This is a genomic window from Simkania sp., from assembly GCF_965215465.1.
Taxonomy (GTDB): Bacteria; Chlamydiota; Chlamydiia; order Chlamydiales; family Simkaniaceae; genus Simkania.
The window spans coordinates 1285890-1301508 of sequence record NZ_OZ244056.1; the positions used below are offsets into that span (position 1 = coordinate 1285890).

Annotated in this window: 12 protein-coding genes; 9 read left to right on the forward strand and 3 right to left on the reverse strand. The window is 43.9% G+C overall.

Annotated elements, in window-relative coordinates; genetic code table 11:
* Positions 1–13 precede the first annotated feature (13 nt).
* The 3 genes from ACOOFG_RS05905 to ACOOFG_RS05915 all read left to right on the forward strand — a co-directional run bounded on the left by ACOOFG_RS05905 (position 14) and on the right by ACOOFG_RS05915 (position 3753).
* On the forward strand, positions 14–1645 hold the full coding sequence (locus tag ACOOFG_RS05905) for a hypothetical protein (protein ID WP_420420550.1): 1632 nt from the start codon (positions 14–16) through the stop codon (positions 1643–1645).
* The gene (locus tag ACOOFG_RS05910; protein WP_420420551.1) at positions 1642–2946 is read left to right on the forward strand and encodes an MFS transporter; all 1305 of its coding nucleotides are present in this window, start codon (positions 1642–1644) and stop codon (positions 2944–2946) included. The genes ACOOFG_RS05905 and ACOOFG_RS05910 overlap by 4 nt, the downstream gene beginning before the upstream one ends.
* A gap of 567 nt (positions 2947–3513) precedes the next feature.
* Positions 3514–3753 carry a hypothetical protein gene (locus tag ACOOFG_RS05915; RefSeq protein WP_420420552.1) on the forward strand — a complete coding sequence of 80 codons (240 nt, stop codon included), beginning with the start codon at positions 3514–3516 and terminating at the stop codon, positions 3751–3753.
* Here ACOOFG_RS05915 and ACOOFG_RS05920 read toward each other — a convergent pair.
* Both ACOOFG_RS05920 and rnhC read right to left on the reverse strand, forming a co-directional pair.
* Complete coding sequence (locus tag ACOOFG_RS05920) at positions 3750–5321, reverse strand: DNA repair protein RecN (protein ID WP_420420553.1); 1572 nt, start codon at positions 5319–5321, stop codon at positions 3750–3752. The two genes, ACOOFG_RS05915 and ACOOFG_RS05920, sit on opposite strands and share 4 nt — an antisense overlap.
* A 10-nt stretch (positions 5322–5331) precedes the next feature.
* Complete coding sequence (gene rnhC, locus ACOOFG_RS05925) at positions 5332–6231, reverse strand: ribonuclease HIII (protein ID WP_420420554.1); 900 nt, start codon at positions 6229–6231, stop codon at positions 5332–5334.
* A 114-nt stretch (positions 6232–6345) separates the two neighbouring features.
* On the opposite strand from rnhC, the gene ACOOFG_RS05930 reads away from it, so the two are divergent.
* Genes ACOOFG_RS05930 through ACOOFG_RS05945 form a run of 4 tightly spaced genes read left to right on the forward strand, consistent with a single transcriptional unit; the run spans position 6346 to position 11359 of the window.
* Positions 6346–6753, forward strand: coding sequence for a helix-turn-helix domain-containing protein (locus ACOOFG_RS05930; RefSeq protein WP_420420555.1), 408 nt, complete (start codon positions 6346–6348; stop codon positions 6751–6753).
* 33 nt (positions 6754–6786) lie between these two features.
* Positions 6787–8817, forward strand: coding sequence for a thioredoxin domain-containing protein (locus ACOOFG_RS05935; RefSeq protein ID WP_420420556.1), 2031 nt, complete (start codon positions 6787–6789; stop codon positions 8815–8817).
* Positions 8818–8876: 59 nt separating this feature from the next.
* Positions 8877–10895, forward strand: coding sequence for an SUMF1/EgtB/PvdO family nonheme iron enzyme (locus ACOOFG_RS05940; protein ID WP_420420557.1), 2019 nt, complete (start codon positions 8877–8879; stop codon positions 10893–10895).
* Positions 10896–10954: 59 nt separating this feature from the next.
* Positions 10955–11359 carry a low molecular weight phosphotyrosine protein phosphatase gene (locus tag ACOOFG_RS05945; RefSeq protein WP_420420558.1) on the forward strand — a complete coding sequence of 135 codons (405 nt, stop codon included), beginning with the start codon at positions 10955–10957 and terminating at the stop codon, positions 11357–11359.
* Here the strand turns inward: ACOOFG_RS05945 and ACOOFG_RS05950 are convergent.
* The gene (locus ACOOFG_RS05950) at positions 11356–12402 is read right to left on the reverse strand and encodes a hypothetical protein (protein ID WP_420420559.1); all 1047 of its coding nucleotides are present in this window, start codon (positions 12400–12402) and stop codon (positions 11356–11358) included. The genes ACOOFG_RS05945 and ACOOFG_RS05950 overlap by 4 nt on opposite strands.
* A 138-nt stretch (positions 12403–12540) precedes the next feature.
* Here ACOOFG_RS05950 and ispH point away from each other — a divergent pair, with 138 nt between their 5' ends.
* Positions 12541–13470 carry a 4-hydroxy-3-methylbut-2-enyl diphosphate reductase gene (gene ispH, locus ACOOFG_RS05955; protein ID WP_420420560.1) on the forward strand — a complete coding sequence of 310 codons (930 nt, stop codon included), beginning with the start codon at positions 12541–12543 and terminating at the stop codon, positions 13468–13470.
* A gap of 216 nt (positions 13471–13686) precedes the next feature.
* Positions 13687–15597, forward strand: a complete 1911-nt coding sequence (locus ACOOFG_RS05960; protein ID WP_420420561.1) for an amino acid permease — start codon at positions 13687–13689, stop codon at positions 15595–15597.
* Positions 15598–15619: the final 22 nt, after the last annotated feature.

Consider the following 15619-nt stretch of genomic DNA (forward strand, 5'->3'; position numbering starts at 1 on the left):
AGACTGCTGGAGCATGCAACACCCTTCCTTACCTGATGTACATTCTGTCAATGTCAACCATAGAGCCTCCTGGCAAGCGGCGGTTTCCCAACATTTTCGCGAAAAATTTCGACAAAAATACGTTCTCAAACTCTTTCTATCGATTGTGACTTGCGGAGTCTTTCCCTATAAAAAGTACAAAAGGTCTCGGCATGCGGTGGCTCAGGCTTTGGCAGCGCGTAAGCTTTTTTATTTTCGCGCATTACAAGACCATATCGAAGAGGCGCGTAAAGAACAGACACATACAGACCCGCGCCAGTCTCTCAATGCGATCTTTATGAACATTCAATCTGAGAAAGTCAGTGAAGATGAAAATGCTCTCGAATTTAAAGCGATTTATTCTCCAAATGAAATTCTTCTATTTATCACCAACCCTGTAAGAGATCAAAAAAGCATCAAGCTATACCGCCTCAAAACCCATCGTCTCGATTATTTGCATATGTGGCGCGAAGTGAAGCGCAAAGCGCGCGCTAACCAGTACCGCCAAATTCAAAGCATTAACTTATGCAACAAGACCCTTAAACGAGAATGTTGCCTTACTCCTGAAGGAATCCACGATAGGCTGACACGAACAGCGGTCTACCGGAAAAAATCTTGCCTACTATCCCGCTTTAAAGAGCTCAGTAAAGCCTTCCAAGAAATCGTCCTTGCCTATCAAGACTTTGAAGAACTTTCAGAGATCAATCCCAAACTCTATCACTTCCTCGAAAGCCTTGCAAAAACATCTAAAAAAGACATTGAAACCCTTCAAACCTACCTCGCAAGTCGTTACATTCCACGAGACTTACCAATTGAAAATCGCAGACAATTGGTCCAACTCGGCAATCAACAAGAGGTTCTTTCTCGCATTTCAGAAGAGCAAGAGTTGAATCTTTGCTCGCTCATTTTGAACCGTTACCAGTGGGACTTTCTCTTATCCCTTCAAGAAGTGTCTCAAATCACTCTTAACTTACTCGACTGGGCTTTTGAGGAATCTTCAAAAGCCATGAAAAAACCCCTTTCTTTTCTTGAAAGGGTCTATGCCGGTGCTGAAAAAAAAGTCAAAAACGATCCTGAAAACTTTCCTAACCTCAATGAGAAAATTCAAGAAGATCCCAGTTTAGAGCGAATGACGGTCGATTTTGCCCATGAAATCAATCGTGAATGGCCCTCGTTGCAGCTCATTGATGGAGAAAATGCTGTTTACCATTTAGACCGATGTGATTCTCTTTCTCAAGAGAGTTTAATCGAGTGCTACCTGGAACTTCAGAAGTTTTCTGGCATTGACGACACCTTATTTGTCATTTTGCTGCAATCTGTCTCACAAGTTGGAAAAACAGGCTTTCAAGCAGCAATTGAGGAAGGGGTGATTGAATTGCTCGGACAAAAGTCTGAATACTTCTTGCCCATCCTGACAAACACAGATGTGGCGATTAAGCGCATCGAACCAGGTCACATTGAAATCCACTACACGTTTGAGCAAGTGATTGTCAAAAAAGGGGAAGTCCAACACCCCTTTGAGAAAGAAAAATACATGATCATCAATCAACCCCTCAAAAAAGAAGAAAACCACTGGATTTCTCTAGAACCGGAAACGAAGATTGCCATTAAGAAGAGGATTGCATGAGAAAAGTCATCCGATCTGTTACACCACCCTTAGTCAGTCTTGTCATTGTTATGCTTGGGAATGGCTTCTTCAATACCTATGCTAGTTTGAGAATTGCCTTTGAAGGATACAGCAACATTATCATCGGGATACTCAATGCAGCTTACTATACTGGCGTCATGCTTGGCTCCATCTATGTGGAAAGACTCATTGACCGCATCGGCCATATCCGCACCTTTGCCATGTTTGCCTCGATTAACTCTGCAGTGATTCTCGTTCAATCGTTTATCATTGGACCAGTCAGTTGGACCTTTTTTCGTTTTCTTGTGGGATTCTGTGCCTCGGGCTTTTTTATTGTCATTGAAAGCTGGCTGCTCCTTTCTACAGGAATACGAACGCGTGGAAAAATTCTTTCTCTCTACATGCTGACCCTCTATATGGCGCAGGGGTTTGGACAGTTCATTTTGAATGCAGCTCCTATGAAGAGTTTCTTGCCATTTGCCATCACCATCTTTCTCAGCTCGGTTTCGGTCCTACCAGTCTGTATGATGAAAAGTAGTGGCCCTCTCATGCTCGAGTCCTCCATTACCAACATCTTCCAAATCCTCAAAAAAGCTCCACTCGGACCCATTGGCTGTTTCATCGCAGGACTGATCATGAGCTCTTTTTATGGTTTAGGACCAATCTTTGGTAAAGAGGTCAACTTGAGTATCATGCAAATCTCACAAATCATGGGTCTTACCATCCTTGGAGGACTTGCTCTCCAATGGCCCATTGGGCACCTCTCCGACATCTTTAACCGACGCAAGGTGATCATTGGGGTTTTCCTGGCACTGATGTTACTCACATTTGCCCTTTTTCACAGCCACAACTTTCCCTACTACTTGCTTCTCACACTTATGGTTCTCTTTGGGGGGATTTCATTTACCATTTATCCACTTTCGATTACCTACACTTGTGACTATTTCTCTGAGAGAAATATCGTAGGAATCACCTGCGCGCTGCTGATCATTTATGGAACAGGATGTATCGTGGGCCCTCTCATTTCACCTCTTTTCATGTCACTCGTTGGTCCGTCGGGCCTCTTTCTCTTTATTGCGCTTGTCTCTGCTGTCTACATTGTCTTTGCGATGTGGCGCTTTCTTCATGCGCGCCGTCCAGCCGAAGAAGAGCAAAGCGACTATTTGCCTCTTCCTCGAGCCACTTCTTTAGCCTTCCTTCTCGATCCCCGTAGTGATATGGGCAGTGATGAGATCGAAGGGGAGGAAGACGAAGACCTCTATCCCTTCATGGAAGAGGACGAGGACGAAGAAGAAGATTAATCTCCATTATTCAATTTCTTGAGCACAATCAAATTAAAAACAAATCTTTGTTAGTTGTTTTTTTGATTGAAAAAAACGCTTCAAAAATCTATATTATTTATACTAAAATGGAGGATTTAAAATAAGTTTGTCTATTGGACAAAGTGTCTGTCAAACACTATTAAGCGTACCTACCTGCCAAGAATATTCAAGTTTAGTGAATTGTGCTATTATTGGCTCCGTCGGAGTTTTGGGATTCTTAGGGAACCATGCTATTCAATACATTAAAGAGACTTGGAGCACACAAGCACCCCCACCCGCTCCCATTAAAGTACGCACATGGAACAGTCACAAAAAAGAGAGCCAAACTACGTGTCATTATAATGATCAAGATAATGATCAAAATTATATCAGAGAACTGGAAGAAAACTTCTCTGAAATACGCAGCAGTCTGAGACAGCTAGGGAGTTATACCAAGAGAGCTACTGGGTAGTTGGTTTCTTTTATCTCTAAGCAAACATAGGCTTTAATTTTCAATATTTGAACTTTCTTCCTATGTTTCATCTGGATTAAAGTAGATTGCTTCACATGCATTATCTAGGGAGTGTTTACGACAGGGTGGTTGATTCTGCTGCCTTAGACAAGGGACCTTCAGAATTTCCTTCTCGTACAGAAGAAGAGGTAGGAAGACTGGTTGCAAAGTATTCTCAGAGAGGTCGCAATTTTTTTGAGAAAATAGTCATGGATTTTCCTAGCGGTTTTCAACTCAATGTAGATGGCAGAGTAACGGCGCTGACAATGGAGAACTATCAAACAGTTGAGATTTAAGATAGGACAGCTTTTCCGCCCATCATGCGCAAGAGCTCTTCCTGCCTTTGGGAACCTTCTAACGATTCAATGGTCGTATGGGTCCGTTCTTCATCTGTGTTTTTTGAAATGAGAAGATGGTGAGTTGCAAAGCGCGCCACTTGAGGAAAGTGGGTGATGCAAAGCACTTGGCGAGACTGGCTCAGTTCGAGGAGTTTTTCACCAATGAGGGTTGCCGTTTCTCCTCCAATATTCGAATCAATTTCATCAAAGATGAGAATTGGGATGGCTTCTTTTTCAGCTAGGAGTAGCTTGAGAGCAAAAAAGAGGCGGGAAAGTTCTCCACCACTTGTTTTACTTTTGACAAGAGCGGGCTTTTCGCCGCGGTTAGCTCCGAGGTAAAAGGCAATTTGGTCAGCTCCTTCTGGTCCAAGCTCTTTGGGAGTGATTTCGATTTGGAAGATGGCATCTGGCATATTGAGGAGGCGAATTTCTTGGGTTAGCTCTTGTTCAAGAGTTTTTTTCGCTTTGAGGCGGCTTTTCGTTAAGTTTTCAGATAGGACAGCGCATTCGAGCTTTGCCGCTTCATGGGCTTTTTCGAGTGTTTCGATTTGCGCGTCGAGCTTTTCATAATATTCGAGCTCTTGTTCAAGCGTGTTGAGACGCTTTGGAATGTCTGCTGCGTCTATGTGATATTTCTTTTTGACGGCATTGAGTTTAGATAGTTTTTGCTCAAGAGCTTCTAGTTGCTCAGGATTCAATTGGAGATCATCAAGCTCAGAGGAGAGTGAAAACGAGAGTTCATTTAGGCTAGTGAGGGCAGTTTCTAGAAGTTCGCTTGAGGGAAGGTGTTTTTTAAATTGAAAGAGCGTTGGGAGCACAGAGCTTTCGAGCTCCTGAGTCATGAAGGAAAGGCTTTGAGTACGTTCTTGAGAGTTTGTCTGTTTTTTATACGCTTCAAAAAGGACTTCTTCATCTTCTGAAAGATCGACAGCTTGCAAATCTTCAAGTTCCCATTGGATACGCTGAGTGGCACGCTCTGCGTCAGTTTTTTGGAGTTTGAGAGTTTCGAGCTGGCGGTGGAGCTTTTTTTCATTTTCATAGGCAATTTGAAAAGGTGCACGATCGATGGCGGCGGAGGTATCTAGAATTTCACGTTGTTGATCAGAGGAGCGAAGAGCCGTGCTTGTATTTTGACCTGCAACTTCAAAGAGATGCACACCGAGTTGGGACAGAAGTTGTAGAGGGGCTAGCTGTGCATTGATAAAGATCCGATTTTTGCTTGTGTGGGAAATCTCCCGCTTAATGATAAGCTCTTCTTTAGGATCAAAGGTGATGCCGGCATCTTCTAAAAGGGAGTGGACTTCAGATAGGTTTTCAATTTCAAATGAAGCCGTGACGGTTGCTTGGTCTTCGCCAGAGCGAATGATGTCAGTATCGGCTTTTTGCCCCATTAGGAGGTTAATGGCTTGGATCAAGATGGTTTTTCCCGCTCCAGTTTCACCAGTTAGGATGTTGAGGCCTGTTTCAAAATGAATGACGGCCTGCTGGATGAGGACAAAATGTCGCAAATGCAGTGTTGTAATCATGCCGTTATTTTTACTGAATTGCTTGGATCTCTTCAAGGGTTTTGAAATGCATCTTTGCGATGCGTGGGAGAAGAGCGCGGCCATGCTTCGCAACAAACTGACGGCCTGCTTGGACGACAGCAGGGGATGCCCCCTTGGGGAGTTTGACTTGAAACTCTTCACTCAGCTTTTCCATTCCTTCGACAAAGGCAGCGCGCGCAATGATTGATGCGGCGGCAACAACGATGTCTTCTTCTCCTTTGTGCCTTTGGGTGAGTTCCACTTCAATACCTTTGCGCTGCAGAGCAGAGGCGACGACATGCTCGCTGGCAAACTTATCGATAGTGACTTTTTGACAGGGGGCTTTTTTGAGGACATCTTCAATAGCTGTGGCATGGCCCCAACCGAGAAGACTATTGAGATTGCGAAACTTGTCGTAGACTTCGTTGTACTTTTGTGGATAGATTTTGACGAGGGCGTAGGAAAACTTTTTACGGATTTGCTCGGCGAGTTTGACGATAGTTGTATCGGTCATCCGCTTACTGTCGCGTACGCCTAACTTAGAAAGCTCGCCTATTCCTTCTTCATCGGCAAAGACGGAGCCAATGCAAAGAGGGCCAAAAACGTCTCCTTTTCCCGCTTCGTCGACGCCAATGTGAGGCGTTTTGTCTTGGTCGGCATCAGGGTAGGAGTAGGTGAGGCTACCTAGAATCTCAGGTTCGAGATAGAAGGTGATGAAGTCGTGTTTGTCTTTTCCCTGAACGGTGAGCTTTCCTGATTCATAGAGAGTGCAGGATATCCCTTTTTTCTTGGCTTGGAAGAGGGTGTATTGTGGCTTCGACAATTCAAAGCCTTGATTTTTCAGGTCGTCTTCGAGCTTTGAGGCAAGGGAAAGGTCGATTTGGGCAACAAAACAAGCTGGTTTATTCATAGTACTTTGATGAAAATGATTTCTCCAAAGTTAACATTAAGGGATTTTTAATTGTAGATTTTCGTTCGATATTGTAGTCTAACGTCTTTCAGCTAGATCATCTATGGGAGCCATATGACTCAAGACATTAAGCAAATTGGCGAAATGTTCAAAAGCAAACGGAAGGAGCTTAATCTCTCTCTAAAAGAGGTCGAGAACGCCACATCGATCCGCTCCAACTATATCGCGGCGATTGAAGAGGGGCAAGAAGATCAATTCTTATCTCCAGTTTACATGCTTGGTTTTCTCAGGCAGTATGCAAACTTTTTAGGGATGGATGGAGACAAAGTCATTCGTGACAATCCCGAAGCTTTCGAAGGGGCAAGTGCAAAGCACGACTTTTTTTACGGGATTGGAACACTAGAAGTCCGCGGAAGCTTAGGCGGCGGGGTAAAATGGCTTCCGAATTTAATTTGGGCAGCAGTTTCCGTTGGAATCCTCGTTCTTGCCTACTACTTAGCGAAATACCTCGGCGTATTCTAAGCAATTCGTAACAGAAAATTTTGGAGTGCAAGGATGGTTTTTGAAAATCGTTTAATTAAAGAGAAGTCTCCTTATCTACTCCAGCATGCGCACAATCCTGTGGATTGGTATCCATGGGGAGAAGAAGCTTTCGAAGCGGCAAAAAAGCTCGACAAACCTATTTTCCTATCTATTGGCTATACTACATGCCATTGGTGTCATGTGATGAGCCGAGAATCCTTCGAAAATTCAGAAATTGCCACGCTGATGAATGAGACCTTCATCAACGTTAAGGTCGATCGAGAAGAACTTCCTGAAATTGACAGCCTCTACATGGAATTTGCTCAAGCACTGATGGCTTCTGGGTCAGGATGGCCACTGAATTTGATTCTGACAGCAGACCTCAAACCTTTTTACGCCACGACCTACATGCCTCCGACGACGCGGCAAGAAATGATGGGTGTCAAAGAGCTTACCTCCCACATTAAACAGCTTTGGAAAAGCGGTGAAAGAGAATTGCTGCTCGATCAGGCTGAGAAGCTAGTCGATCTTTTTGCACGTAGTGTTCAGACTCGAGGAGAAGAGCTCCCAAGTGAAGGCCATCTTGATACAGCAATGGCGCTTTTGTATGAGGCCATCGATCCCGTCTATGGAGGAATGAAAGGCGCCCCTAAATTTCCTCTAGAATATCAGGTGCCTTTTTTCTTGGAGCACGCTAGAAGAGAGCAGGATTCCCGCTCTCTTTTTTTTGCTGAGCTCACACTGAGTATGATGCATCGAGGGGGAATATTTGACCAAGTTGGCGGAGGATTTTCCCGCTACAGTGTCGATGAAAAATGGATCATTCCTCACTTCGAAAAGATGCTCTATGATAACGCCTTAATGGCTCTTGCTTTTCTCGATGCCTGGAAACTGACCAAAAAGCCGCTCTATCGGCAAGTTTGCGAAGAGATTTTAGACTATCTCCTGCGAGACATGCAACATCAAGGTGGAGGATTTTACTCAGCAGAAGATGCTGAAACCGATGGAGAAGAAGGAGCATATTACACCTGGCATGCTCAAGAGATTCAACAGTTACTTTCTCCAGACGATTTAGATTTATTCTGTGAGTACTTTGACGTCACGCCAAAAGGAAATTTCGGTGGAAAAAATGTCTTACACCGCACTATGTCAATTGAAGAGTTTTCAGAACTTCGTGGACTCGATCCGCTTGTGATCCAAACCCGTCTCGACACGTGTTTAAGCCTCCTTTTTGAGGCTCGAAATGACAGAAAACGCCCTTTCAAAGATGATAAGATTTTAGTGACCTGGAATGCCATGGCGATCGATGCTTTTATCAAGGCAGGACGGGCCTTTCAAAATGAGACCTATTTAAAAAGCGGCCTAGCAGCAGCCAACTTCATCCGCCAAAATCTATGGAAAGACGGCAGACTCAAACGCCATTTTCGTGAGGGTCAAACCGACTACGAAGGGGGGCTAGATGATTATGCCTACTTAATTCGAGCGCTGGTCACTCTTGCTGAAGCCGATCTTGGCAACGTTTGGCTGGATTGGGCTTTAGAAATGTCTGATTTTCTTGAAAAAGAATTTAAGGCTGAAGAGGGAGCTTTTTATCAAACAGGCCCCGACCACTCTATTTTACTCAGGCGCCCAGAACTATTTGATGGAGCGCAGCCTTCAGGAAATGCTATCCATGCAGAAAACCTGATTCGGCTCAGTCAACTCTCGCAAAATCGAGAACTGAGAATTCAAGCTGAAGACATTTTAAAGGTCGCGACAAGCTATATTGAAACCTATCCTCAAGGAGCTTGTTACCACCTGATTGCCTTACAACATTACCTCGATAAAGAGGCCTTGACGATTGTTGTGGCTCTGGATGAAAAAGAAAATTTAAAAGAAGAAATTCTAGAGGTTTTATCTTCTGAATTTATTCCCCATCACGTGGTTTTTTGGAAACGACATTCTGATCAACGGTTTGAAGAGAATGTTCCAACCGAGGGGAAAACAACAATCTATCTTTGCAAGCAGGGTAAATGCGAAGCTCCCATCACATCAATCGATGCGTTGCGTCACCGGTTTACTTAAACGCTGAAATTTGAGAAGATAAGCTTTTCGACAAAGTTTAATGACGCAAGAGTGAGGTAATGGATAAAAATACCCTAGGAGATTACGCAATCATCAAGCAAATAGGGCAGGGAACACTAGGCTCTGTCTATTTGGCCGAACACCGTTTTGTGAAGAAGCAGTTTGTTCTCAAAGTTCTTCCTGAAGAATTAGCTAATGACCGCAACTTCATTCAACGCTTCGAAAAGGAAGTAGCAACACTCGCAACTCTCGATCATTCCCATATAGTGAAAGTTCATAATGTTTCATTTGCTGAAGGGTACTATTTTCTCGTCACTGATTGCATTGTCGATTGCTTTGGTGAAACGACGAATCTCACACAATACCTCGGGGTCAACAAGCAATCTCTAAACGAAAATGAAATTCTCGAGCTTCTGTCGCAAATTGCATCTGCTTTGCATTATGCTCATCAAAAACAACTCAATGGAACACCTCTCGCACACCGTGGCATTAAGCTCAATAACATCCTAATTGGAAAAGGGGAGAGAGGATTGCATGTTTACCTCTCAGATTTTGGTCTTTCTCACATTGTTGGAGAAGGGGCGATTTTGACCCGCCTTTATAAAACACTAGCGGATGTCCTTTCTCTCGATTTAAACAAGACGAATACGTTGAAAACTGGCGAAGAGACTTATTTGACTGGCCCTTTTGACTCGAGTAAGCTCTCGAAACTGCACGCATCCTTTTTGCAAACCTACCACTTTCTCGCTCCCGAGCAAAAGATTTATCGCGAAAAGCCCGTAGGACCTCAAGCAGACATCTATGCCTTTGGAGTTCTCGCTTACTTCTTGCTGATGCACACTTTCCCCGAAGGGCGATTTCCTCTCCCGTCTGAAGTGTATCCCGACTTTAGATTGGATTGGGATTACCTCATTCGCGAGTGTCTCAAGCCAGATCCAGGCAAGCGGCCTTCGTCATTGCCAGGTATTTTAGAAGAACTCATTCGCCCCCATCGTGGACCCGAAGAGCACCCCATTGAAAAAGATGAAGACGCCGTCTTGAACTGGGATGATGAACCAGCTGCAGAACCTCCTCATGAACCTTCAGAAAACGAAGCCATGGCCGAGCTTGAAAAAATCAAGGAAGCTGCCCAAGTAGCTGTCCAAGATCCTGAGCCTGAAATTACCGAAACTCAGTCACAAATGCTTCATGAGATTTCAGACACTGTGCGCGGTGCAAACCCAAAACCTGTTCTCAATCCAGGTGAGATCAAGCGCCCAGAATATGATCCTGATCCTGCTGCTGCATTCCACATCGAATCGACTGTTGCTCGTTACGTTCCCAAGCAAAATGAAGTCAAAGACATCGAGCCTCTTTTGAGTGAAATGGTGATCATTAAGGGGGGCGAGTTTGAGCGTGGCTCCAACCAAGGTGGTCGAGATGAAAGACCGCGACATAAGATCCAGATTAACAGTTTTGCAATGGATGTCCATCCTGTCACAAACGAACAGTTTGTCCGTTTCTTAGAAGTTATGGGGGGAGAAAAAGACGCCAACAATCAAGATATCATTCAGCTCAAAGAATCGCGCATTAAACGGCATAGTGGAAAACTCGTGATTGAATCGGGGTATGCAAAACATCCCGTCATTGGAATTACATGGTACGGCGCAATTGCCTATGCAAAATGGATTGGTAAGAGACTTCCTACAGAAGCCGAATGGGAAATTGCAGCTGCTTGTGGCAATGAAGATAACATCTACCCAACTGGTGCAACAATCGAGCGCACACAAGCGAACTTCTTTAGCTCAGACACCGTCACTGTCAAAAGCTATCCACCAAACGAGTACGGCCTGTACGATATGGCTGGGAACATTTATGAGTGGTGCCAAGATTGGTACGACTATAACTACTACGAGGTGTCGCAACAAGAACCAGAAAATCCTCAAGGACCGCTTCAAGGGGTTTTCCGCGTTCTGAGAGGTGGTTGCTGGAAAAGTCTCAAAGAAGATCTCCGTTGTTCTCATCGCAACCGCAATAATCCAGGCATAGTGAACCGCACCTACGGATTCCGCTGCGCCGCAGATGTTGACGAATCGTGATCGCTCTTCTCTTTGTTTGCTTAGGGAATATTTGTCGTTCGCCTGCCTTGATGGGTTACATGAATCACCTTGCCTTGCAAAAAGGGGTGAGTGATCAAGTCTATATCGATAGCTGTGGCCTCCATTCAAGTTTTTTAGGTAGCGCCCCGGATGCCCGGATGCAACGTGTTGCAAAGGAAAAGGGGATCACCTTTACTCATCAGGCTAAGATGTTCGAGCCTGCCTTTTTTGACACATTTCAAGCTATTTTTGGTGTGACCGAAGAGATCGTTTCTCATCTACGATCTCTGGCACATACTCCTGAGGAGAAGGCAAAAGTCCATCTAGCGACAACCTTCAGCGAAAATTTCAAGGGAATGGATATCCCCGACCCCTATTATTTAGGGGCTCAAGGCTTTGAAAAGATTTGGGAAATCATCGAAGACGCCTGCAATGGCATCTTCGATGAATTTATTCATGCTTAAATGCGAGTCCAATCCAGCCGATGTATTTTGCCAGTTGGCCCTCGAGCCCGCTCGAAAAATGGTGTTCCCATTTCAAATGGTGTTGGGGCTTCTTTTCCAACTAGGATGGCACTACCATGTGGGTTAAGCATCGATTTCTTCAAATCACGATAATCTTCGATACTTTCTCGACCAGTTTTTGGGTCTTTGCCACCAATATCATAGCCAAAGATTCCATCCATTTTCCTTCCATCTCTCATACAGACTTGAGCATTTGGAAAATACTGCACCTCCATTTTGATTTCTGGAGGTAAGCGTTGTTGCAGTGTTCTCATTGTCCCTTGAATGGCTTTGAAATAAGGCTCTTTTATACTCAAAACCTTTACGTCACGATTTTTTGTGTTGTTTGCTGGGATTTGGGTACTCAACCCTAAAGCTACTATCAAGGCAATAGCCCCTGTAATATAACAACAGTTACGCTGTTTTGGCTCTTTTAGTTGTGTCCCAACCGCAATACACCCAAGACCAAAAATTCCTGCTGCGCTTGCCCCTGCCACATACCCCCAGTTCACTTGCAAATGATCTGAGTTGTTTTTGACATCATGAGTTTTACTCAATGTGTATGCAGGATCAACAAACTGAATGTTGAGGTCTCCGGCCCAATTTTGTTTTTCCAATTCCATCAAGATCTCTGAAATGAGATCGCATTCGTTTCGAAGGCCTCCTGAAGCAAAAAAAGTTAAAGTGATTGTGTTCTGGCTTCTCGCAAGACCTAAAACAAATTCTATCACTGATCGACTATAAGCACTTTTTAGCTTGGGATTATTAAGTTCAGGACAACCACAACTTGTGGTTCCATTGGTGGCTTTGAACTGGCAAATTCCTCCAGCATGTTTGGCAGCAAAATCAGGGTCTTTATCACATAATTCTAACCTAGCAAAAGTTTTAGTTTTCTCTGCAAAAGCAGTTAAATTGAAAGGGTTCCCTTCAAGTTGACAGGTCAGATATGCTCCGTTTCGAAGTTGACATGTTGCTTGAGGGCTTACGACTAATGTTTGACTCATAAAAACCTCCTAGCCATTAGATTAAAGAAAAATATTTTCTACCGAGTTACCTTTTTTTTCGAGCATAATTTTTATGCAAGATCTTGTAGGTTATTGAAGAAGAAAATATAATGTTGCTTTGAACATAGGTATTAACTCATGAAGCTTCTACTATCTAAACCTCGAGGTTTTTGCGCAGGTGTGGTCCGTGCAATTGAAACTGTTGAAAAAGCCCTTGAGCTTTGGGGTGCCCCCATTTATGTGAAACATCAAATCGTCCATAACCGGCATGTGGTCGAAGATTTGGAAAAAAAAGGGGCGATATTTATCGAAGATCTGGATGAAGTCCCTGAAGGTGAGCGCATCATTTACTCAGCGCATGGCATCTCTCCCGCAGTGCGAGAGCATGCAAAGAAACGGAAACTGATTGAAATTGATGCCTCATGTGGTCTTGTCATCCGCGTGCATTCCGCAGCCAAACGATTTGCTGAAAAAGGGTACCAAATCCTCCTTATTGGGCACCGCAAGCACGTGGAAGTGATTGGAACAGCTGGTGAAGCTCCTGATCAAACGACTGTGATCGAATCGGTCGAAGATGTCGAAAAACTCAATTTTCCACCTGATCAAAAACTCTTCTACGTCACTCAGACAACGTTGAGCTTAGACGATGTCAAAGAAATCACAGAAGCGCTCACGCAAAAGTATCCACATGTCGAAACGCTTCCTAGCTCATCCATTTGCTACGCCACAACAAACAGGCAACTTGCCTTACGAGAAATCACCAATACAGTCGATCTCGTCCTAGTTGTTGGGGATCCGACAAGTTCTAACTCTAATCGCCTTTGCGAAGTGGCACGGATTCGTGGAATTCCAGGTCATTTAATCAACTCTCCTGAGGAAATCGATCCAAGTTGGCTAGAAGGCGTTTCAGCAATTGGTCTAACAGCCGGAGCATCAACTCCTGAATCCGTTGTACAAAATTGCATTGAACATCTCTATTCTTTGGGTGTAACAGAAACAGAAGAAGTCGAGTACACCGAAGAAAACGTTTTCTTCCAACTTCCCAAAGAAGTTCTTAGTGTTTCTTGATTTTTATTAATCCAATGCGCATATCTGGATTTAAAACCCATGTGATGGCTTAGAGACGTTTAGATGGATTTTCGATTTTTTTCAGGTTTTCAAGACTCAATTTACCGCATACTTGATGAAAGTAGGGATAAATTGTGTCTTGGAAACTCGGGAAAAAGAAAAATCTCAGATAAGCGTTCATAGGTCATCATTTGGGATTGTACTGGATAATGATGCATGGATAGTAAAAAACCTAGAGAATCACGTACGCAAATCGATAAGGGTTCGTTTAAACGAGTTCTCAATGTCGGTGACTTATTTGCTGTTGGTTATGGAGATCTAGGGTCATCAATTTATTATGCCCTTGGAATCACTGCAATGTTTTCCTTAGGAGCAGCCCCTATTTCACTTGCATTAGCAGGTCTGGTTTTTGCCTGTACTGCTTTATCGTATGCAGAACTTTCGTCGATGTTAAAAGAAACAGGAGGCTCTGCGACATATGCAAGGCATGCTTTTAATGACTTGATTTCATTCGTTGCCGGTTGGGCACTCCTTCTAGACTTTATTGTGACCATCGCCATTTCCTCGTACTCGATTGGTCCCTATCTCTCGTTTTTCATCACACCTTTGAAGCAGCCAGAATACAAAATTGGGCTCACAGTCGTACTTATCATTTCGCTTTTTATCATTAATTATAGGGGAGCGAAGGGGTCTGCCCGGATGAGTTGGTTTTTGACAACTCTCACGTTGTGTACCCAGCTAATTATCATTGTTATTGGGGCAATATGGCTTGTAAAAATCCCCGATCTTTTCGAGCACCTTCGTATTGGGATCAAAGATCCTATCTGGTCACCTTCGTGGGACAACTTTTGGAAAGGAACCGCAATGGCGATGGTTGCCTATACGGGAATTGAGTCGATGGCTCAACTCAGCGGAGAAGCAAAATCTCCGGCTAAAACAGTTCCCAAAGCAATGATGCTTGCCATGGGAATGCTACTCTTTGTCTACATCGGGATCTCATTAGTTGCCCTCTCTGCCGTTGATCCTCAAACTCTCAGTACAAAGTATCTTGAAGATCCTGTAGCAGGAATTGTGAGTGTTCTTCCTTTTGGAAGTAAGCTTTTAGGAGGTTGGGTTGGCTTGCTTGCCGCGATTATCTTATATGTGGCTTCGAATGCCGGACTCATTGGAGCCTCACGTTTGTCGTTTAATTTGGGTGAAAACTACCAGGTTCCACGTTATGTCTACCGGCTACATCCACGATACAAGTCTCCTTACGTTTCTCTCGCGATTTTTGCAGTGTTAGCGATTTGCATTGTGATTGCAAGTCGCGGTCGCTTGACTTTCTTGGCCGACCTTTACAACTTTGGCGCAATGTTAGCCTTTTTTATGACACATCTCTCTCTGATCATCTTACGAATTCGCAAACCTGAGTACAAACGTCCTTTCCGCGCTCCATTTAATATTCGATTCAAAAAATTCGACCTTCCCATTACAGGCGTTTTAGGAGGGCTTGCGACTTTTTCGACTTGGGTTCTCGTTGTTGTCACCAAACCTGACGGCCGTTACTTAGGTATTGCATGGTTAACGATTGGCCTTCTGATGTATTTCTTCTACCGCAAGAAACAAGATTTAAGCGCGATGGGAAAAGTTGAAGTCGAAAAAATCAAAATTCCCGATTATCAAGCAAGCAAATATCAAAACATCTTAGTTCCAACGCGAGGTGGGCGAGAAACTGAAACGGTACAAATGGCTTGTGAAATCGCAAAAATTCATGGTGCAAAAATCACTGCCCTTCATGTCATCGAAGTTCCCTTCTCCTTGCCGCTGGAAACCCCTCTTTATCATCGTACCATAGTCGCTGAATCGATCTTAAAGCGGGCAGAAGCAATTGGACGAGAATTCAATATTCAGATCGATCTAAAAGTGATCAATGCACGTGCTGTTGATATTGCCATCACCGATCTTGTCGAGAAAGAGCACTTCGATCTTCTTGTCATGGGAACGACAATGACAAAAGGAGGCGCTGCTAAAGGTTATGGAGGAGTTGTCGAAAGGATCTTAAAGAATGCAACTTGCCCAGTCTGGCTTTGTTTTTCGGCGCCCCATTCTCCCTTCAAAAAGACAGCTAGTGTCTCAGAAACATGAAATATTAAATTTAAAGTGACTG

Excerpts from the sequence above, each read along its gene's own strand:
- ACOOFG_RS05905 (WP_420420550.1), top strand. The coding sequence starts at position 14 with ATGCAACACCCTTCCTTACCTGATGTACATTCTGTCAATGTCAACCAT.
- ACOOFG_RS05910 (WP_420420551.1), top strand. The coding sequence starts at position 1,642 with ATGAGAAAAGTCATCCGATCTGTTACACCACCCTTAGTCAGTCTTGTC.
- ACOOFG_RS05915 (WP_420420552.1), top strand. The coding sequence starts at position 3,514 with ATGCATTATCTAGGGAGTGTTTACGACAGGGTGGTTGATTCTGCTGCC.
- ACOOFG_RS05920 (WP_420420553.1), bottom strand. The coding sequence starts at position 5,321 with ATGATTACAACACTGCATTTGCGACATTTTGTCCTCATCCAGCAGGCC.
- rnhC (WP_420420554.1), bottom strand. The coding sequence starts at position 6,231 with ATGAATAAACCAGCTTGTTTTGTTGCCCAAATCGACCTTTCCCTTGCC.
- ACOOFG_RS05930 (WP_420420555.1), top strand. The coding sequence starts at position 6,346 with ATGACTCAAGACATTAAGCAAATTGGCGAAATGTTCAAAAGCAAACGG.
- ACOOFG_RS05935 (WP_420420556.1), top strand. The coding sequence starts at position 6,787 with ATGGTTTTTGAAAATCGTTTAATTAAAGAGAAGTCTCCTTATCTACTC.
- ACOOFG_RS05940 (WP_420420557.1), top strand. The coding sequence starts at position 8,877 with ATGGATAAAAATACCCTAGGAGATTACGCAATCATCAAGCAAATAGGG.
- ACOOFG_RS05945 (WP_420420558.1), top strand. The coding sequence starts at position 10,955 with ATGAATCACCTTGCCTTGCAAAAAGGGGTGAGTGATCAAGTCTATATC.
- ACOOFG_RS05950 (WP_420420559.1), bottom strand. The coding sequence starts at position 12,402 with ATGAGTCAAACATTAGTCGTAAGCCCTCAAGCAACATGTCAACTTCGA.
- ispH (WP_420420560.1), top strand. The coding sequence starts at position 12,541 with ATGAAGCTTCTACTATCTAAACCTCGAGGTTTTTGCGCAGGTGTGGTC.
- ACOOFG_RS05960 (WP_420420561.1), top strand. The coding sequence starts at position 13,687 with ATGGATAGTAAAAAACCTAGAGAATCACGTACGCAAATCGATAAGGGT.